This is a genomic window from Bacteroides intestinalis DSM 17393 (genome assembly GCF_000172175.1).
Classification (GTDB): domain Bacteria; phylum Bacteroidota; class Bacteroidia; order Bacteroidales; family Bacteroidaceae; genus Bacteroides; species Bacteroides intestinalis.
This window is the reverse complement of sequence record NZ_ABJL02000003.1, coordinates 16,112-34,116: the sequence shown is the minus strand read 5'-3', so window position 1 is coordinate 34,116 and position 18,005 is coordinate 16,112. Positions and strand designations below refer to the sequence as shown.

The window sequence follows — 18,005 nt, the reverse complement described above, 5'->3', positions numbered from 1 at the left end:
TAACATATGGGTTCAACAAAACAATAGCGGCTGATACTATTAGGTTCATAGTGACAGTCGCTATTGTTGTATATAAAGGTTTAATACCTGTAGTTGGCCGAATACTTACTCATTAAGAGTATTGACTAAAGATTCTAATTGTTCAAGTTTATGCGTGGCAAGAACGCTGACCCTTAATCTTGCTTCTTTGGTTCTTACAGCCGGATATACAATTCCAATTGTAAAGATACCTTTTTCTTGCAACATTTTAGCAATTTCGTAAACCTTTTTATTATCTCTTATCATAATAGGAAAAATAGGGGAAACAGATTTTCCTATGTCGAACCCTTCTTCTTTCAACCGTTTTCTAAGATAGTTCGTATTTTCCCAAAGTTTGGTTCTTATTTGTGGTTCTTTTTTTATAATCTCTAAAGCTTTTAGTATGGATGCTGTGACTTGTGGGGTAGGGGCTGCTGAAAACACATTGCTGTCCGCATAAAATTTCAAGTATTGTATTATCTTCTTCGAAGCTGCTGCAAATCCCCCTACGCAACCAAATGACTTGCTGAATGTGCCAGTAATAATATCAATTTGACCTAAACAGTTATAGTATTCAGCTGTTCCTCTGCCATTGGCTCCCATTACTCCTATTCCATGTGCATCATCTAACATCAGCATGGTTTCATAAGTCTTGCAAAGAGTAATAATTTCCGGAAGTAAAGACAAATCCCCATCCTGGGAATATACACCATCTATTATTACAAGTTTAGTTTGATATTGCCCTTTGACTTCTTTTAGTACCTTCTCCAAATATTCTAGGTCGTTATGCCCAATTCGTTTTATATTTGTTCCTTTTAGTCCAGCCATTGCGCTTGTGTGGATATAAGGGTCTATCAATGCAATATCATTTTGACCCAATAAGGCTCTTAGTATTCCGGCATTTGCTCCAAATCCGGAAGAAAATAAAATAGCTTCTTCTTGTCCTACAAAAGAAGCTATTTCTTTCTCTAGCTGTTGGTGTATGTCGAGATAACCACCTATTACTTGTGCAGCGCAAGCACCTGTTCCATATTTTTTTATAGCATCTATACCTGCTTGTTTAGTTTCTTCTCTTTGTGACATACCTAAATAATCATTAGAAATAAATGCAATAACAGGTTCGTTGAAGCCTTCAATTGCCATTGTTGAACCGATACCTGTATGTGAAGTTATCCAATAGCTTTTACATCCGAAATCATTTAGTTGCTCAATGTACTGCTGGAAATCATTTGCTCTCTCAATAGCATTTTTCCCATAGGATAGTTCAAAGTCTTTTAATGAATGATAAGTTTTTTCCATATTAGTATAATTTAGATTGTATATTGCAAAAATAGCAAATATATTATGTTTTTAAGCATTAACAGTGGAAAAAACAATATAATTCTTATATTATATACAATTTGTATTATATATTTGCGATATGCAAATGCATTTGCTGAATAATTACTAACTTAAAAATATCGTTTTATGAGAAAACAAATTTTAATTTTATTAGGTTTCTCTTTTAGTCTTATTGCTTGTCAGCAAAACGAAGAGATTGGTTCTGTGGAGGATAATGCCAATCCAAACGAACTTACTACTAGAGCTGCTTCTATGAGAAGGGTTCCTACACAAGCGGAAAAGGATAATCTTAAAAAGGATTTCCCAAATTTAGATGTAAATAATATTTCTGTAACAGGAGAAGCAACAGGTACATATAATTGTATTGCTTATTCTATGGGGATAACTAACAAATGGATTGACCCAGAATCTTTTTACAATGATTTTATAGAACAGTATAAAAATGCTAAAACTTTATATGGTTCGTCTTGTAATTATGAACAGACTAGTACAGAAGGTAGCAATGCTACTGTTGATGGTTGGGGAACAAGTAGTATAGATATGACTCATGGAAGTGTTGTATATAGTAGCGGTACTTGGGAGTCAAAACTTGGGCGTTATTTGCGTATTACCCATAAAAGGAGTGAGCTATCTGGCACTTTGTATGGTAGAATTTTGGTTTCTTTTATCGAGAGTAGAACAAAGACTGATATGTCGGAGATAAAGGAACTTGCAAAACAGATAGCACAAGAAGATATTGAACTTTCTGATGCAGAAAAACAAGCTGTCATTGATAAAGCTGCAAATATTAATTGTGAGGTAAAGACTAAGTTTAACGATTTGTTTAATTCATGGAACGAAGAAATTTCAATAAATCCACAAACTAAATATAGTTCAAGTACTCTCGCTTATACAACATTACCACAGTTTAAAGAAATGCAAGCGATGGGTAAAAATATTATTCCGTTAATAATGGAAAAACTTTTAGATGAAGATAATTTCTTTTTGCTTCCTCTATATGATGCTATACAGACTGATTCTCAATTAAAAATAAGCTATAAGAAAGGTGATGCAAAGATTCTAGAAGGAGAACAGAATAAGGCTAAAAGAACAGTTCGTCTTTGGCTAAGTCTTTCGGGAAATTAAGTAAAATATAACTGACTTTTTGGGATAAATAGCTCTTAACGTAATATGCTGTAAGAGCTATTTATATATTTACCTAAAAGTTTTTGGCATCATGGATTTGTTTTCTCTTCGTCCTTTTGTATATGTGGCGTATTCGCGTGCGTCAGAAAGTAAATCTACGTGAACTCTATTGTGTATTTGTTTCTAAGGACATAATTTTAAAACTATATTTATGAAAAAAAAATTCTATTCTTTTTGGGGCGTAAGTCAATTATTGGTAGGAGCAATGACTATTGGTCTTGTCTCTTGTGAAAAAAGTTCTGAACTTTTATATGATTTTTCGGAAACATCAGAAAGTTCAATCCAGTCAAGAGCTATCTCTGTTGCTGACTCTGTGAGTCTGTTTTCTAATATAGATGAGTTTAAAAAAAAGCCAGAAACGAAATCTTATTCTTATTATCCTGAGACAGATGAATTTTATTCATCAAATATGTATGCTGTTAGAGAGCTTCCTTTTGCGTTGAAAGTCAGAGGAGGTGGAGTGGTTGGACAGCCTTATCTTTCTACTCAAGGAATGAGAAAAGAATTGATACTTTCAGCTTATAGTTCTTCAAAATTCTATTTAAAGATTTTGCCACCTAGTAGTGGAATACCATATTTGATTTATTCAAAGTCTTATAATAAGCCATTGGTTTGTGGTCAATATAACAATGACCCAAACAATAAACTTGTTTTTGTTTGGGACTCGGAAGATATAAGTTCTGGAAGTTGGGACCTTATACCATCAACATATAAAGGATATTTTAATATTGAAAATCAGACATATTTAGGAACGGCAGACCCCAATAATCCTTGGAGTGTGTTTAATTATTCTATAGAAGTAAAGAGTAATGGGCAGGTAGGGTATGCAAAATATAATAAGCAACCACAGCAAGAGTTTCTATTAGAGTTTCAGGATAAATTTAAAGTAAAAGAAATAGCATTTGAACCTAAAGCTGTAGTGACGGAATTAGACCCTGTTGTTGTGTATTCAAATGGTCAGACAGGAGCAGTTGCTGGACCATCAAATATTACAATTTATGCAAAAAAAGATGTAAAAGATACTTCTTGTTATACAGAAAAAGGAGCTTTGAAAATTCCAATGGCAAATGAAGAACAAATGTTTTTACGTCCTGCAATAATAGCCGGGCAATTTATTGCCCCTGGCAATTTTAGTAGTGGGGAAATGCCTGATTCAACAATATTTTTGCCTAGAGCTCCTTATACTTCCACAACGTATGAGATACCTAAAACATTATCGGTGACTATTCCGGTAGAAGTTGATGAGCCATCTTTAATTAAAGTAACGACTTATTTAAAGAAATATAGTGTAAAGGCTGACTATACTATTACTATGACTTATCGTAATGGAAATGAGGCTAATGATAGAGAAGTTAAATTTAAAGGTTCTTGGTATGGAATAATAAATACTACATCAAAGGCAAAACCAGACGAAATAGTAACAATTCCTTTAGAAGAATATATGAAAAGTTTATCTAATAATAATCTGCAATAAGAAAAGATTATGAAATCAATATTATATATAATAATTTTATCTGTTATAGCTCCATTGTTTATAGCTTGTTCAGAGGATTTGAACTTATGCGCACAGCAAAATACAGTGGTTGAAACTGATTATTCATGTGATGATGTGATTCTTCAAGAACGTAATCCATCTCTTCCAGATGTTATTACAGGACAACCTTCTTTTGATGAAGAGTTGACAAGAAGTGGTGAGATGATTGGGGGAACTGATAAATATCTAGGTTATGGTTATAAATTGCTTAAGGGGAATTATATACCAAGTGATTTTGATAACTTTACGCATTCCATACTTGATATTGAATCTCTAAAAGAATATGATGAATCATATATTGATGAAAATTATCCTAACTGGAACGACCAGTCATCGTTTGCTTATTATGATTTTAATAATTATACGCATTTTTCATCAATAAGTAAAACTGTGAAAAGTGGATTTTCTTTAAATCTAGGATTTTTTTCTATAGGGAAAAAGAAAACGACAACCGAAACATTTAGAACTTTTATTAATGAATCAAAAGAACAAGCTTATGGGGAAATGAATATATTGTTTGCTCATGGCAAATTTACCTTGTTAAGTTCCAATGGTTCTAATAAAGTGTTTGCAAGGCAGTTTTTAAGAAGGTCTTTTATTAATAATTTATATACCTCTCCTATATCATCTATCATTGATTCATATGGAGATTTTGTTGTTGTTGGTTATTATACAGGTGGAAGAGCTTTTGCGCAATATATGGGTAATGCGGATTCAAATACGAATGTTGAACAGAAAACTAAATCCTTAGAGAAAAATATTAATGCTTCACTTGTATATAAAGGTGATTCACTTAATGGGTCGTTCGGATTTAATGGAAAGGATGGTACTTTTGATTCTACAGTTTACAAAAGACAAGATATATTTATACGTGTAAAAACATTGGGTGGTATTCAAGATGAAACAGGTGTAGTGAATACTACAATGGCACTTAAAGACATAAATATAAACTTGCAATCTTGGAGAAAATCATTAAATGATTCAAAAAATCATACAGTGATTGATTTAATAGAAGAAGGATTATATCCAATGTCGGATTTTGTACTGGAAAGAAACTTTCAAAGACGTTTTGATGATACTTCTAAGGAAATTCTTCTTCCTGTTACAAGACTTTATACTCCGTCTATTACGATTGCAAGAGTATTGACAAAGACATCTGCTTCGGGAGAAAGTTTATATGATGTAGCTGCTGTGTTAACAACAAGACAGGGTGACCAAATAGTATTGAGTAAAAGTAATGCTACGGATGCGGAATTAAGGCAAAATGAAGATGATAATGTTTTTATCAAAAAAGCCCAAATTATATCGGCAGAAATATCAAGGTATTTCAGCTCTGATATTCAGATAAGTTATAATACTAGAAAGCGTATTAATCCTCAAATGCGTTCTCCGCTATGTATGGTTTTGGAGAACTTCAATGAAAAAGGTTTCTGTAAGTACTATCATGAGGCAACTAATATGGAATATTTATACGACCCAACTACCAAACTCTGTTTTTCATTTTTTGCAGATGAAAGAGATGAGAGTTTGCTGGAAGTATATGGTCTTAGTTCATGGGCTTCTAATTTAGTAGAAAAACAGATTTCAATAGCAACATTAGCAAATCTATACACAATTATAGGATTGTAATTTTGAAGTCTGGTATTTATATTAATATAATCTATTTTAATACATGGTACATTATTTTAAACAATCTTGCTTATTAATGCTTTGGGCATTATTTTTAGTAAACATAAGTTTTACAAGTTGTGATGATAAAAATCCAGAGGTACAAATAGGAGAACTTACTCCCCAAAAACTATATCAAACCTCATGGCGTGGTACAGGTCGTTGTGATGCTTGGGTAGTTCCCAATATGGGAGTAGGTATGCAATTTATAGATACTCAATCGGGGAAAGTAAATTGGGAAAGTTACGATGAAATTGATATTACTTACAAAATAGAAGGAAAATATATCATATTTAATAGCAATGCTTTATATTTAGGTGGTGCTCCTTGGGTTATTAAAAGCTATACCCAAAAACATATAACTCTTATACAAAATGAAGCAAGTCCAGATAAAGAGAAAGTAGCTATAATAGAATTAGATAGGATAGATTGATTTCGATTGTATTGTTAAAAGGTATGTATTTGGATGCTCTCTTTTCATATTATAAGTATTTGTTATTATACTGGTATCATTTTTATGAAATGGACATAGGGAAAAGAAGATTCTCGTGTTGCTCTTTCTGGGTTTCGGGGAGTGAAGGATATTAATCACATATTCATATTATTTATATATAATATGGCATTTTGTCCTTCTTCTTTTTCCCTATAGTTTTATGGTATCAATTCTTTGTGTCCGGCTTCCAGCAGCTTTTTGTATTTGGTATCAAAAAGGAGTTCTTCAGGGTGTACCAGGGACGATAATTCGGTATCATTTCATCATGCTATATACGCCCATCAGTGCCAGAACTCCAAAAGAATAGGTATCACAAATTCTTTAAAGTAATATTGGAAAATAAAAGAGAGTATTTTGTACTCTCTTTTATTTTATTAGGGCTGTAATAAATTGATGGCTTTTTGAAGATTAGCTTCTAGCTCTTTTTTAGCGTTTGACATAGCATCCTCATAGTTTTTTTCTGATTGTCTTATAATTTCTATTATAACAGAATTATAATTGGCTTTTTGCGCTTCATCTTCTTCTGTATTAGAAATCAGATAAAACTTTTCACTAAATATTAAATCTATAAAAACATAGTTAGAATAAAAATTCAGCACTTGAAATAAAAGTTTTAGGCTGCCCCCTTTTCCTAGTTCAAGATTTGAAATCGCATTTTGTTTACAGTTCAGCTGTTCTGCTAATTGAGCTTGGGAATATCCTATATGCTCTCGGATTTGCTTTAACCTTGTGCCTAAAATTGGTAATGTAATGTTATACATATTGTTCTATTACTGTTTCTACTTCGTCGTATATTCTCTTAAAGTTTTTTTGCAGTAATTTCTCTCTATTATCTGCTGTCCCAAAGTTATATACTTTTGGCAGTTCTTTGTAGGCTTCTTCTTCTTTCTTAATTTTTTTTAAATCTAAATTGGTTTTGCAATGGTACATCGCTGTTGGAAAATTATCTTCTTGTCCAAAATCTAATGCAACTTGCCCTACTAATGTACCAGCTTGTAATGAAGATATTTTGGATGCCGGGATAACAAAATCCATTTGTTCATTCATATTAATTGTTGTTTCGTTTCTTCTGATAGTAACACCTTCTTTTACTTGCTTAACTTTTCCAAATAGTTTTTGTAGCCAATCTAAAGTTTCAGGAGCTTTAGCTTGCCCGGATAAAGTGTTACCTATAATAGAAGTTATAGTTTTTGCGGTAGCTTTGCCGTATTGTTCTTCTAATTGCGGTAGTTCCTGTAATCCCAAACAAATTGAAACCTTATTGCTACGTGCAGTAGAAAGTAGTGTTGCAAGTTGATAAAAATATAATGTGGGACATTCATCTACTATGATTGAAGTAGGGTAGTTACCTTTTGTATTGACAAGTCTAGTTAATCGGTTAATGATAAGTGCATTTAAAGCACTATTCATGCTTTGTGTTTTAGGGTTATTTGCAATGATAAGATAACTAGGGTCTTTTTTATCTGATACTTTTAAATTGAAATCATTGCCACTAAATACCCAAAAAGATTCTTTAGTAGCCAGTCTTGATAACTGTACTTTTAGACTTGCCATCTGTCCTTCTAATTGGTCCACTGCTCCTGATTTATATGCAGCTTCAAATGGGGAAACTAGTGATTTTAATTCAGGTTCGGAAAAGAGGACTTTAAAAAGTACGTCATATTCTTGATTAAGGAAAGCCAGTACATGCGGTAAATCTGAATATTTGCCATTCTCGTATCTAGACCAAAAATAAATAGAAGCTGCTAACAAGTTTACTGCTGATGTTTTAAAAAAATCGCTATTACCTCCACTTCCTTTGTCGCCTTTTTGTAAACTCTCATATAATGCTTCTGCCGTTTCTGTTGCATCTGCTAGGATTTCTATATATTCTCGTTTCAATGGGTTTATTCTTCTACTATATTCAATATCAGAAAAATTAATGACATTGAACTTGAAATTACTTGGTATTTTTCCTAATTGCTTGTTCTTTTGATAATTATAATATGCAATTTTGGCAAGTTCAGGAAATTTGAAGTCGTAAACAACTTCTGCAAATCCTTTAGCTGAATGTTGTCTTATAAAAGAATTTATAACAGAAAAAGATTTACCACTTCCAGGCGTTCCTATTACGAAAGTTCCACGAAAACAGTTACATATATTCAGCCACCCATTATGCCACTTTCTATTGTAGAAAAACTTCATCGGAATATTGACAGAGAATTCTGTTTCTACCTTGTCTTTAGATTGTTCAAAGCTTTCATTCTCTATATTAAATCTATCTTTCATAAAGTTTGATTTAATACGTTTGGAAATGTTATCTAGAGCTGAATTTATTAATGTCGCTCCAATTATTGATAGTATAATGTAAGCTATATTATACCATTCTAAACTAGTTTCTCCTTTTTCTTTAAAGAAAAGAAAGCATATACTTCCAAAGAACATTATGAATCCAAAGATTAAAGGAAAAATGATTTGTTTAGTCGGGTCTAATTCTAAATCCTTTTTTGAACGTGTTCCAATGCAAGTAACCATTATAATAAAGAATGTAAATAGTTTACTATAAAGAATATTAGAATAGATAGGAATTTTTGCCATTTTTGATAATAAGGGCATAATTTGTTCACTAAAGGGAAAATGAACAAATAGTAGAATCTCTATGCAAACAGTTATATAAATGAATGCTTGCATGAATCCATATAGTTTTTGTAATTCTTTGCTTTCTTCCATGATTTAATCGGGTATTTTAACTTTTTCAGGTTCCTCACATTGAAAAGCCTTGAAATCTTCTATAGCTAATTTCAAGTCTTCTAAAAAATTGCTATTGCAACCTTTTTCTACTGCTATCTGGTAATATGCTTCCATTGCTTGGACGGAACAAATATCTGTTCCGCATATTACAAAAGCTGGAATGTCTTCTAATAGGCACTTGTGTAATAATCTTTTTTGGTCTTTCATTTTATTAATTCAAATGAAAATATCACTCTTTTATGCAGTGAGAGTGGTATTGGTTTTTATTTTTTGGTATCATAATAATGTTCTCTTATCGTCCATGCCGGGCAGAACCCGGAAAAGTACGGTATCAAATACCTTCCCGGTTTCTCTCCAGTGCAGGCAGAAAAGGTATCAATTCTACTGGTAATTTTCCTGTCCGAATATATGTTGAACCATTGCATAATTTTCACCACTGTTAGACTTATGCAGCTTATCATCAATAAAAATTTTTACTTCGACTGTCTTAGGTAGCTGTAAATTTTCAAGGTTTTCTTCATCTTTAGGTATAGGGTAGGCAGATAGCCATAAATATGTTCCTTGTTTGGCTTCTTGCTCAAATGTGAATGGACTTTCTACAATAGTTTCTTTGGCAGCTTCTTCGGGAGCTTCGGAAGAAATATCTACTCCTACTGTATAATGTATTAGAAGTTTGAAATTTTCTGGGTCGCTTACGGTAGCTTCATAACGTACTTTTCCTGTATCTCCTGTAGGTGGAGTATCAGGGTCGTTGTTATCGTCTTTATTGCATCCAGACAACATAAGGCTTAAACCAATCATTACTAATGATAAATACTTTTTCATATTGTTTCTTTTAAATAGTTGATAATTCAATGTGTATCGTTCCATTTGCAGCATTATATGCTACTTCCTCAATATTGGTGAACCGTCTTATTGATTCTTTCCATTCTTCTGTTTGTGGATTGTGGTAATATTCTTCTTCTAATAGACTTATCAAATTATTTATTTGTTTGTCAGATAGATAAATCTTTTCTCCAACCCTTGGAACTACAGGTAATTGGATTGGTATAGAAATATTGTTCACACCATCTATAGGAATATGGATGTTTATTTCTATCATAGCCATTTCATGTTTAGTATATTTTTGGACGGCTTAAATTTAACAACTTCCTTTTCTGGAACTTCTACAGGTTCTCCAGTTGCCGGATTTCTAGCTATCCGAGCTGGCTGAATAATCTTTTTGAAAGTACCAAAATCTTTTATAGAAACATCTTTTTCTCTTAGATTTTGAGATAATTCTTTGAAAAAACTATCAATTATTTCTGCTACTTCTTTTGTTGGTTTATTTGCCTTTTCAGCAACCATTTTGATTAAATCAGTCTTATTCATTTGCATATCAATAATATTTAATTACTTAAATCACTTAAACAAATTTCAGGAATAATTTGGGTATAGTCTTCTGTATCTGGTCTATAATGTATTGATTCAACTATATTGACCTCACAGATAACATCATATACCCATGCTTTAAAATTCCCTTCTAAATCATCTTCACCATCATTGAATTTATTAAAATCACTTTTAGCTTCATCTGTTAGATATTCTAATAAATTTTGATAGGTAAATTCATTCTGAAACATTATAATGTGAGGTGAAATTTCTTCGCCTATCCTTGGAAGATGCGGAAAATTCCAATCACCCTTTACCTTCATTCCTCTCTCTTTAAAAAAATGGCTATAAATTATAAATTCTATTTTCATATTAGTTTTATTTTAAAATCATCGTTCAGTACAAGCTTTCTTTCCATCGGTTGCCCGTTTTTATCATGAAATCCAGTTAACACAGGTGTTTCTTTTTTCTCGCAAAGTTCTATTGCTTCTTCGGGAGTTATAGAACGTCCTGACATTTCACGCCAAATGACAAAATCACATTTTATGGCTTCATTTCTATAGTTGGAACAATTATAGGCTTTTTTGTTTATATATAAGTTTCCTCCACACTTAGGACACTTACACAATGTATTGTCAAAAGAAATATCTAAGTTCTCTGTTAGAACCAGCCGTGAAGAAAAATCATTTCCTTCTCTTGATTTAAATCCAGTCATAAACGGTGTTTTTTTTCCTCTGGCAAGTATTTCTGCTGCTTCCAATGGTATTTCTCTTTGTGCAATAGTTTTGGGTATATAGAGGTTACAAACTCTGTTGTTGTCCTTGTCCTTTTGTGAATACCCTTTACAAGCATATCCATTTAGTAAAATTTCAATTTCTCTACCACACACAGGACACGGAGTTTCTAATACTTCATTTACGAAAGAAGGAATAACGATTCCATTTTCGATAGTCAGATATGCAGAAAAAGGAACTCCTTTTTTATTATGGAAGTCATGAAATATATCTGTTTTCCCTGTTGTTATTAATTGCCTGGCTATTTCTTCTGTAATCTCTTTTCCCCAATATGAATGATAAATATTAAATGTACATTTGTCATTCATGTTTTTGAAGTAATTACAGGAATATCCTAAACTGCCTTTCATTATGTGTCCTTTCTGGCAAATAGGGCATAAGCCTAAATCTTTGATTGTATCATTATCCATTTAATATCCTCCTTTACTAATCCATTTAATACCGTTTAAAATATTATCTACTTTTTGTTTCCCACTATTTACATATTTAAATTGTCCGGGTACAAGTGTTTTTAGTACTCCAGCCCTTTTAGCGGATTTCATTTGTCGGCATACAGCGTATGCAAGTCCTCGCATTCGTCTAAGTTCATTGACCACATGAATACATAAATCTATCCTTTGCTTATTATCCATAAGATTTTTTTCACCGCCTTGCAATGCTATATTGTTTATGTATATCATTAAATCTACACTTCGACTGATAAGCTCATACTCTGTTTTTGCAATTATGGTTAATAATTTAGGGTCTCCAACTGCATATTTAGCTGCTTCGGATTGGTATTTAGCTATGTCTCTAGCTAAGGTTGAAGCATAAATAATATCTTTTCCATTTTTCACAACTGCATTAACTGTAGAAAGATAGTTGTATGTCTTCTCCTGTAAGGATTGAATTTGATTCATTTTTTGTTGGATTAAAATTTGAAAGTTGCGGATTTTTGTTTCCTCACTTTGTATGTCTTTCAATACACCTTGTTGCTCCTGATGGGAATAAACCAATGTTCCAATCATTACCGGGTCAATGACAATAGATTGTGCTAGTCCTTTTATGTTGCCTAACAGTAACATTAGGGAAAAAAATAAAAGCACTCTTTTCATATCATTATCTGTTTGTAAATTCATATATTCCTTTTTTCTTTTTTTGTTCTTCTACTCTATTTCTGATGGTTTGAATTATATCACTATTAGCTTTAAGACCATTCATCAGTAGTTCTGGTGTTGATTTATCGCCAGAATAAATGTAGATATTGGTGTTGTTTATTAAAGACTGGATAAAACTTTGCTTTTCTTCATAATCATATACACGATATAATTCTATGTAGTTAATCCTTTTTGAAAGCACTCCTTGATATATTTTTATTTGCTCTCTAGTTATAATCCATTTTGTACAAAGTAACATTGAAATATATCTGTAGAAAATTATAAATATCAACAATACTAATATCGTTCCACTGATAAATTTTAATAATTCATGTTCTCTTATATATTTACTAAAAATGAATACGAAAATCGCTAATGTGATTAAAAGGAAATTCTTCATTAACCAATATCGGAATTTAGGTTTTAATATAATATCATCAGAAGCTATGTTTGTTCCATCATTCATAACTTAATACTTTTTTTTTGTTCATGTTGTTTCATTAGAATTTCATTGAAATCTTTTGCTTTTTCTGCTTTATGAGAAATCATAGGAGCTATTATTTTGCTTTTTTCCCTAAAACTTTCTAGTGAAACGTCATTTTTGTTAATAGTGAATTCTCTACCCTTAGTTTTAAACAGCACATCATCTTTATTTTCTTTTATTGTCATTTCTGTATTACTAATGATTCCAGACACTTTAATGTCATACAAATTACCGTTTAAATCATTATCAAAACAGGTATGTACTTTAGCTTGTGGGTATCGCAATAAAGTGTTTTTTATTTGATTAACTGAAATGTACCCTCCTACACTACAAAAAACACTTTCTTCTAATTTGATTTTGTTAGCATTGAGCTGATAGAAGCTCATAGCATCTAAAGCGGATTCTGCAAAGTATATATGTTTTGCCATTTGGGGGTGTGGGCAAAAATCAGCAATCCAAAGCGAGTTACTTTTATCACCTCCGGCAGCCATTCCTTTGAATCCATAGTTTCTTAATTCGTAATTTGTTACTTTGTTGTCTTTATCTTTTGGATTAATATAGGGAAAACCTATATTATAATAATTGCCGTTTCCTTGTAAGTCTTTAACCCTTGTGATAAATGGTAGAAACTTTTCTACGACTTGATGATTTATATTTCTTTCATTTGTGAGAAATCTTAAATCAGCGAGTGTAGTAGGAAATTCTTTATATCTATCTCTGTCAAAAGATTTGTTTTCTGCTTTTACAACTTTGAATGCTTCATATTTAGGACTATAAGGCTCATTTGCGTAATGTCCTAAAATCATATTGATTCGCACAAATGTATTTTGATGTTGGAATTGTGGGAAGTCGTTAATATGATTTTTGATGAACTGAATTAAATCTCCACCTTTATAATTCCTATCATAGTAGTGTTCTTGTACACTATGAGGATTCTTGATGATGATTTCATCCAACTTGTTACCTGCTCCGTCTGTCAGTTTAAAAACAGGCGAAACCTTTCCTTTGCTAATGTCTTGTTTATATCCTAAATCTTCAAGTATTTGAATGATGGATATTTTAGCCTTATAATCGTCAAATGTTAGCATAATATTATAGTTTCATCGTTGGAGTATCATTATTTTTTCCGTAGGTTCTACCATATCCGAGAATAGATGCTTCTTGCTTCGCTGTTGCTTTAATAGAACTATCTATTTTATCCATTTGGGTAGATATTTGTTCTCCGACAGTTTGTTTAGTAGCTTCCCTAGAGCTGGAATATGTTTTTTCTACTTCCTTGTAAGAAGCATAATCTTTAGAAAGTTTATGTTTCTCTAAAAAGGCAGCCATTTCGGTGGGTTTATCTTTAAAAATTTCATCAATCCCTTTAGCTCCTTTTTGGGCTACAAACTCTAATCTTTCTTTATCAGATATATATCTTTCTTTCCCTATTGTTTGTTCTTTCTTTTCAGTCGCTTTAATTTCTATAGTATTTGCATCTTTGATTGATAATCCATTTCTGGCATTCAAATCTAGTTTTACTTTTGCAGCTTTGTTTAGTTCCTCGTTTACAATGGTAATTTCTTTTCCATTTTTGAGATTTTCTTGCTGCATAGGAGTAAGCTCTATTCCTCCAAGTTTTTGGGGAATATGAATGTCTTTTGCTTTTATTGATACTATCTCATTAGTATCTTTGTCACGTTGGTGCAATGTTCTTTCTCCTTTTGAATTAGTCTTTACTACGACATTATCAGCTTTTAGGGCTTTTATTTCATCCTTAGTAAAGGATAAATCATTTTTTATTTCTTGTCGTTTAGGAATGAGCAAGATAGCAATCCCAGCGATTGGGTAAACTACTGTAATAGCTGCGATTGCTAGTTTTCTAGCATTGATACCATCAATTTTGATGCGTTTACCTTCTTCTTTGAAATCAATTTCGTTGGTTTTTAATTTAGATTTATTTTCAGGTGTATTCTCGGCTGTTATATATTTAAGAGTTGTTGCTTTCCCCTCAAAATGGAGTTTTCCATTTTCTGTTTTATAAGACACTTTTTCATTGTCTAGAAGTGTTCTATTACCGGGAGTATCTTCAATGGAAAAATTTAGCATACCTGTTTTTTTCCCATTTTTGATGTTTGCAATATCTTCGGGGCTTAAATTTTCCGGTTTAACTCCTACTTCATTAAACTTGTTCCAGTCTATATCAACATATGAACCTTTACCATCTAGGGTTTGGTTTTGTTCATAAGCATATCGATAAAGGTCTTCTCCTTTATATGCAATTTTATTTTCAAGGTCAATGACTGTAAATCCGTCTTTATATCCTTCATTCTTGTTAGTACCTTGTTTTATATCATCCCATTTTATAATTGCAACATTGTGGTTTTCTCGTAAATATTGGCTATATTCTTGGAAATTATTGCTAGCTTGTTCTTTATCAAAGAAACTGATTATTCTTTCTTTAGATTGCTCTAATAAAGATTCTCTATTATCTCCTAAATTGCCAAGTTTAAGTGTATTCAGTGGATAAGTATATGTTTCATTACCTTTGGAAAAGGTAATATCACCATTCCGATATTCTTCTGAATATCCAAGAATTGCTGCTATTGCTCGGAATTGTCCGGCATTTTCATAACTATATTGCAAAGCTTCAAATTTTTTCTTTTCTTCCATTTTATAATTTGAATTTATGTTCTACTTTAGATTGCGATTCATTTCCAAGTGTTGTTTTTTGTCCTTTCATGTATTCTATATATTCATTTCTGTTTTTATCAGTATGAATAGTTCCTATAATTTGTGGGTTATGCCGGTCATAAGCTATTTTCTGTTTCTGCTCGAAGTCTAGGAATTTTATTCCTCTTGGATTATTTAAATCTAATCTTATGGCAATTTTTTCTTTGTCAACATTCAAAATTAATTCCTTACCTGATTTTAGAGTTTCCTTTTGTTGCTTATCCAGCTCAACACCTTTTATGTTTGAAGGTATTGAAATACTTTTGATTTTTGTTTTAAGCAATTCGTTTGTTTCAGGGTCTAATTGTACGAGATATTTTTCATTGTTAATAGTTTTTGTTATTATCTCGTTATCTTGAAGTCGTTCTAACTCCTTTGGTTTAAGGTTTATATCATTCATTATTTCTGGTCTGACTGGATGAACTTTAACGCCAGCATTGTTGCTATCTTTCCAGTACAAACTTATTTTTCCTTTCATACTTATTTCTTCTCCATTATTATCGTGAAAAGAAAGGTCTAGTAAACTGGTTCTCTTTCCAGATAATAGAGCTGTGATATTTGCCTTATCCAAAGACCATATCTGTTTTTTTGATATTCCTATTAGTTCTAATTCTTTATATGGAATATCATTTTCATTAAAAATAGCTTGCTTTTTATCCATGTAATGTATATTTTTGCTCAAAAGTAATAAAAATATCAATATGAAGAATAAATTTATCATGTTTTTTACTTATTCATTGTTTTTTTCAGTGAATGGCTACTGTCAGTTTAATACGGTATTACAGAAAAAGGATATTCCTAAAGCGGAACCTGTATTAGCAACGACAGAAAATAAATTGATAGAAGAAAAAGAAAAGGCTGTTGTCGTCAATGATGCTTTGACTACAGAACGACTTGCATACTGGAAGCAAAGAAGGTATTTATCTTTGCCCATTGATTCAATGGTGATAACTTCCCATTATGGTAAAAGAAAAGACCCATTTACTGGAAAAATAGCAAATCATAGAGGGATAGACCTTAAAGGCAACAACGACTATGTTTATTCGATAATGCCGGGAATGGTTGTAAAAACAGGAAAAAATAAAGGGTTGGGCAATTATGTAGAAGTGCGTCATGGTGATTTTACTTCTATCTATGGGCATTTATACAGTGTGCTTGTAAATGCGAAACAAGCTGTTGAAGCTGGGCAACCAATAGGCATTAGTGGAAGTACCGGGCGCAGCACAGGAGAACACTTACATTTTCAAATGGAATACAAAGATAAAACTATAGACCCTAAGCCAATTCTTGATTATATTAATGAGGTAATCAGAACCGTTAAAGGACAAATTTCACAGCAAATAGATAATGAGTTAAGACGCAAATAAATAGAAAAAGAGGATTGGAAAAGCCAGTCCTCTCTTTTTGGAAGAATCAGAAGAAACCTTTTTTTAATCCTTTTTCTTGTCTTTGAACTTTTTCTAGTGAAGATTGAAGTTGTGACAGAGCTTCTTTCATTCCTTTTTTTACTTCAGGATTCGTTACGGATTCAATAAGCTCTTTTCCTCTTTGAATGTTAGTGTTAAGTATTTCTTTATTCTTCATCTGTTTTGAACGACTTTCATCTATAAAAATAGATGGCATACTTTTGCAACTCCATTCACCATTTACTAGATTGAAATCTTTAATTCTTTCTTTCGCTAAGTAGGTGTGGATAGAAATCTTATCTACAGCCTTATCACTGTATAATTGATTTGCAGATTTCATTAGTCCATTTACGGCTTTGTTATGTGAATCAATATCGGCTAATCGTCCTTGTCCTTTACTTAGTACTTCTTCTTGATACCTGTTGTAAAGTCCTAGTTGGGTAAACTCCTTGGGGGCTGCAATAATATATGCTTCAACTCTAAATCCTGCATCTTTAAATTTTTGTGCTGTCTTTAAAGGTACATCTGGATTTCTCATAGTTCCTTCTATAATAATATTGCATTTCCGTTTAATGGCTTCTTCTATTAGTCTTTCTGTAAAAACGCTAGAAAAAATCTGGGTTTCAATGGGGTATTTAATAGGGTCTTTTATTAGTTCCTTATTGGGGTGAAACTGTCTGTAAAGGTCACCATTAACAGTGAGAAAATCTAAGTTAGGATGGTCTTTCTTTGCAACATTTATAAGAGTGCTTTTTCCGCAAGCTGGTTGTCCACCTAAGATTATAGCAATAGGCTTTTGTGATGATATATTGATGTCCTCAAATAAGCCATCTTTTTTTTGTTCAAAGATGGCTTCTACTTCATAGCGTTGCATAATATGCTTTCAATTTAGGTGCGTAATAGTTTTGTATCTTATCCATGACTGATAAGCGCACATTTTCAGAAACTTCAAACTGCAACAATCCATTTGCTATTTTTTCTTCTGTGTTGAGAACAGAAAGTTCTTTTTGCAGTATTTTTTTTCTGTTTTCATCCTTCTCTTCTGATATTTCATCTATCTTCATCATGCGGAGTGTCCCGATAATGTCGAGCGCAACATCCAAGCTCATTTCTTTATTCATGGTTCATTATAG

The 18,005-nt window shown here is 32.0% G+C and carries 21 protein-coding genes; 5 read left to right on the top strand and 16 right to left on the bottom strand.

Annotated features, from left to right (window positions below; translation table 11 throughout):
• Positions 1-105: 105 nt before the first annotated feature.
• Positions 106-1,317: an aminotransferase class I/II-fold pyridoxal phosphate-dependent enzyme gene (locus BACINT_RS01955; RefSeq protein WP_007660152.1), complete on the bottom strand. Its 1,212-nt coding sequence runs from the start codon at positions 1,315-1,317 to the stop codon at positions 106-108.
• 168 nt (positions 1,318-1,485) lie between these two features.
• Here BACINT_RS01955 and BACINT_RS01950 point away from each other — a divergent pair, with 168 nt between their 5' ends.
• The 4 genes from BACINT_RS01950 (at position 1,486) to BACINT_RS01935 (ending at position 6,179) form a co-directional block, all read left to right on the top strand.
• The gene (locus BACINT_RS01950) at positions 1,486-2,484 is read left to right on the top strand and encodes a DUF7689 domain-containing protein (protein WP_004295351.1); all 999 of its coding nucleotides are present in this window, start codon (positions 1,486-1,488) and stop codon (positions 2,482-2,484) included.
• Between the two features lie 211 nt (positions 2,485-2,695).
• Positions 2,696-4,018, top strand: coding sequence for a hypothetical protein (locus BACINT_RS01945; protein ID WP_005647361.1), 1,323 nt, complete (start codon positions 2,696-2,698; stop codon positions 4,016-4,018).
• A 9-nt stretch (positions 4,019-4,027) separates the two neighbouring features.
• The gene (locus BACINT_RS01940; protein WP_007559167.1) at positions 4,028-5,707 is read left to right on the top strand and encodes an MAC/perforin domain-containing protein; all 1,680 of its coding nucleotides are present in this window, start codon (positions 4,028-4,030) and stop codon (positions 5,705-5,707) included.
• A gap of 43 nt (positions 5,708-5,750) precedes the next feature.
• Positions 5,751-6,179 (top strand): hypothetical protein, encoded by a 429-nt coding sequence (locus BACINT_RS01935; RefSeq protein WP_005780925.1) that lies wholly within the window; start codon positions 5,751-5,753, stop codon positions 6,177-6,179.
• 434 nt (positions 6,180-6,613) lie between these two features.
• Here the strand turns inward: BACINT_RS01935 and BACINT_RS01930 are convergent, their stop codons facing one another.
• From BACINT_RS01930 to BACINT_RS01870, 13 genes are all read right to left on the bottom strand, one after another.
• Positions 6,614-7,000 carry a helix-turn-helix domain-containing protein gene (locus tag BACINT_RS01930; RefSeq protein WP_007559164.1) on the bottom strand — a complete coding sequence of 129 codons (387 nt, stop codon included), beginning with the start codon at positions 6,998-7,000 and terminating at the stop codon, positions 6,614-6,616.
• Positions 6,993-8,948 (bottom strand): type IV secretory system conjugative DNA transfer family protein, encoded by a 1,956-nt coding sequence (locus BACINT_RS01925; protein WP_004295345.1) that lies wholly within the window; start codon positions 8,946-8,948, stop codon positions 6,993-6,995. Before BACINT_RS01925 ends, BACINT_RS01930 begins: the two co-directional genes overlap by 8 nt.
• Before the next feature lie 3 nt (positions 8,949-8,951).
• Positions 8,952-9,176: a hypothetical protein gene (locus BACINT_RS01920; protein WP_004295344.1), complete on the bottom strand. Its 225-nt coding sequence runs from the start codon at positions 9,174-9,176 to the stop codon at positions 8,952-8,954.
• Positions 9,177-9,350: 174 nt separating this feature from the next.
• Complete coding sequence (locus tag BACINT_RS01915; RefSeq protein ID WP_007559162.1) at positions 9,351-9,794, bottom strand: hypothetical protein; 444 nt, start codon at positions 9,792-9,794, stop codon at positions 9,351-9,353.
• A gap of 10 nt (positions 9,795-9,804) precedes the next feature.
• Positions 9,805-10,077, bottom strand: coding sequence for a hypothetical protein (locus BACINT_RS01910; protein WP_004295341.1), 273 nt, complete (start codon positions 10,075-10,077; stop codon positions 9,805-9,807).
• Entirely contained in the window at positions 10,068-10,346 is a 279-nt protein-coding gene (locus BACINT_RS01905) for an HU family DNA-binding protein (RefSeq protein WP_004295340.1), read from the bottom strand. The genes BACINT_RS01910 and BACINT_RS01905 overlap by 10 nt, the downstream gene beginning before the upstream one ends.
• Before the next feature lie 11 nt (positions 10,347-10,357).
• The gene (locus tag BACINT_RS01900) at positions 10,358-10,711 is read right to left on the bottom strand and encodes a hypothetical protein (RefSeq protein WP_004295339.1); all 354 of its coding nucleotides are present in this window, start codon (positions 10,709-10,711) and stop codon (positions 10,358-10,360) included.
• A complete protein-coding gene (locus BACINT_RS01895; RefSeq protein WP_007559158.1) occupies positions 10,708-11,544 on the bottom strand; it encodes a topoisomerase C-terminal repeat-containing protein in 837 nt (278 codons plus the stop codon). The genes BACINT_RS01900 and BACINT_RS01895 overlap by 4 nt, the downstream gene beginning before the upstream one ends.
• Entirely contained in the window at positions 11,545-12,252 is a 708-nt protein-coding gene (locus tag BACINT_RS01890) for a hypothetical protein (protein WP_007559156.1), read from the bottom strand.
• Positions 12,233-12,736 carry a PH domain-containing protein gene (locus BACINT_RS01885; RefSeq protein WP_005647342.1) on the bottom strand — a complete coding sequence of 168 codons (504 nt, stop codon included), beginning with the start codon at positions 12,734-12,736 and terminating at the stop codon, positions 12,233-12,235. The genes BACINT_RS01890 and BACINT_RS01885 overlap by 20 nt, the downstream gene beginning before the upstream one ends.
• Positions 12,733-13,842: a toprim domain-containing protein gene (locus BACINT_RS01880; RefSeq protein ID WP_007559154.1), complete on the bottom strand. Its 1,110-nt coding sequence runs from the start codon at positions 13,840-13,842 to the stop codon at positions 12,733-12,735. Before BACINT_RS01880 ends, BACINT_RS01885 begins: the two co-directional genes overlap by 4 nt.
• 4 nt (positions 13,843-13,846) lie before the next feature.
• Positions 13,847-15,406 carry a DUF3945 domain-containing protein gene (locus BACINT_RS01875; protein ID WP_007559152.1) on the bottom strand — a complete coding sequence of 520 codons (1,560 nt, stop codon included), beginning with the start codon at positions 15,404-15,406 and terminating at the stop codon, positions 13,847-13,849.
• A 1-nt stretch (position 15,407) separates the two neighbouring features.
• On the bottom strand, positions 15,408-16,127 hold the full coding sequence (locus BACINT_RS01870) for a DUF4099 domain-containing protein (RefSeq protein ID WP_029425721.1): 720 nt from the start codon (positions 16,125-16,127) through the stop codon (positions 15,408-15,410).
• Between the two features lie 40 nt (positions 16,128-16,167).
• Here BACINT_RS01870 and BACINT_RS01865 point away from each other — a divergent pair, with 40 nt between their 5' ends.
• Positions 16,168-16,833 carry a M23 family metallopeptidase gene (locus tag BACINT_RS01865; protein WP_007559149.1) on the top strand — a complete coding sequence of 222 codons (666 nt, stop codon included), beginning with the start codon at positions 16,168-16,170 and terminating at the stop codon, positions 16,831-16,833.
• Positions 16,834-16,879: 46 nt separating this feature from the next.
• On the opposite strand, the gene BACINT_RS01860 is transcribed toward BACINT_RS01865, so the two are convergent.
• A complete protein-coding gene (locus tag BACINT_RS01860) occupies positions 16,880-17,746 on the bottom strand; it encodes a zeta toxin family protein (protein WP_007559145.1) in 867 nt (288 codons plus the stop codon).
• Positions 17,733-17,993 (bottom strand): hypothetical protein, encoded by a 261-nt coding sequence (locus tag BACINT_RS01855; RefSeq protein ID WP_005647331.1) that lies wholly within the window; start codon positions 17,991-17,993, stop codon positions 17,733-17,735. Before BACINT_RS01855 ends, BACINT_RS01860 begins: the two co-directional genes overlap by 14 nt.
• Positions 17,994-18,005 lie beyond the last annotated feature (12 nt).

What these genes read in the sequence shown, in the direction of transcription:
- BACINT_RS01955 (WP_007660152.1), bottom strand. Translation starts at nt 1,317, where the DNA reads ATGGAAAAAACTTATCATTCATTAAAAGACTTTGAACTATCCTATGGG.
- BACINT_RS01950 (WP_004295351.1), top strand. Translation starts at nt 1,486, where the DNA reads ATGAGAAAACAAATTTTAATTTTATTAGGTTTCTCTTTTAGTCTTATT.
- BACINT_RS01945 (WP_005647361.1), top strand. Translation starts at nt 2,696, where the DNA reads ATGAAAAAAAAATTCTATTCTTTTTGGGGCGTAAGTCAATTATTGGTA.
- BACINT_RS01940 (WP_007559167.1), top strand. Translation starts at nt 4,028, where the DNA reads ATGAAATCAATATTATATATAATAATTTTATCTGTTATAGCTCCATTG.
- BACINT_RS01935 (WP_005780925.1), top strand. Translation starts at nt 5,751, where the DNA reads ATGGTACATTATTTTAAACAATCTTGCTTATTAATGCTTTGGGCATTA.
- BACINT_RS01930 (WP_007559164.1), bottom strand. Translation starts at nt 7,000, where the DNA reads ATGTATAACATTACATTACCAATTTTAGGCACAAGGTTAAAGCAAATC.
- BACINT_RS01925 (WP_004295345.1), bottom strand. Translation starts at nt 8,948, where the DNA reads ATGGAAGAAAGCAAAGAATTACAAAAACTATATGGATTCATGCAAGCA.
- BACINT_RS01920 (WP_004295344.1), bottom strand. Translation starts at nt 9,176, where the DNA reads ATGAAAGACCAAAAAAGATTATTACACAAGTGCCTATTAGAAGACATT.
- BACINT_RS01915 (WP_007559162.1), bottom strand. Translation starts at nt 9,794, where the DNA reads ATGAAAAAGTATTTATCATTAGTAATGATTGGTTTAAGCCTTATGTTG.
- BACINT_RS01910 (WP_004295341.1), bottom strand. Translation starts at nt 10,077, where the DNA reads ATGGCTATGATAGAAATAAACATCCATATTCCTATAGATGGTGTGAAC.
- BACINT_RS01905 (WP_004295340.1), bottom strand. Translation starts at nt 10,346, where the DNA reads ATGCAAATGAATAAGACTGATTTAATCAAAATGGTTGCTGAAAAGGCA.
- BACINT_RS01900 (WP_004295339.1), bottom strand. Translation starts at nt 10,711, where the DNA reads ATGAAAATAGAATTTATAATTTATAGCCATTTTTTTAAAGAGAGAGGA.
- BACINT_RS01895 (WP_007559158.1), bottom strand. Translation starts at nt 11,544, where the DNA reads ATGGATAATGATACAATCAAAGATTTAGGCTTATGCCCTATTTGCCAG.
- BACINT_RS01890 (WP_007559156.1), bottom strand. Translation starts at nt 12,252, where the DNA reads ATGAATTTACAAACAGATAATGATATGAAAAGAGTGCTTTTATTTTTT.
- BACINT_RS01885 (WP_005647342.1), bottom strand. Translation starts at nt 12,736, where the DNA reads ATGAATGATGGAACAAACATAGCTTCTGATGATATTATATTAAAACCT.
- BACINT_RS01880 (WP_007559154.1), bottom strand. Translation starts at nt 13,842, where the DNA reads ATGCTAACATTTGACGATTATAAGGCTAAAATATCCATCATTCAAATA.
- BACINT_RS01875 (WP_007559152.1), bottom strand. Translation starts at nt 15,406, where the DNA reads ATGGAAGAAAAGAAAAAATTTGAAGCTTTGCAATATAGTTATGAAAAT.
- BACINT_RS01870 (WP_029425721.1), bottom strand. Translation starts at nt 16,127, where the DNA reads ATGGATAAAAAGCAAGCTATTTTTAATGAAAATGATATTCCATATAAA.
- BACINT_RS01865 (WP_007559149.1), top strand. Translation starts at nt 16,168, where the DNA reads ATGAAGAATAAATTTATCATGTTTTTTACTTATTCATTGTTTTTTTCA.
- BACINT_RS01860 (WP_007559145.1), bottom strand. Translation starts at nt 17,746, where the DNA reads ATGCAACGCTATGAAGTAGAAGCCATCTTTGAACAAAAAAAAGATGGC.
- BACINT_RS01855 (WP_005647331.1), bottom strand. Translation starts at nt 17,993, where the DNA reads ATGAATAAAGAAATGAGCTTGGATGTTGCGCTCGACATTATCGGGACA.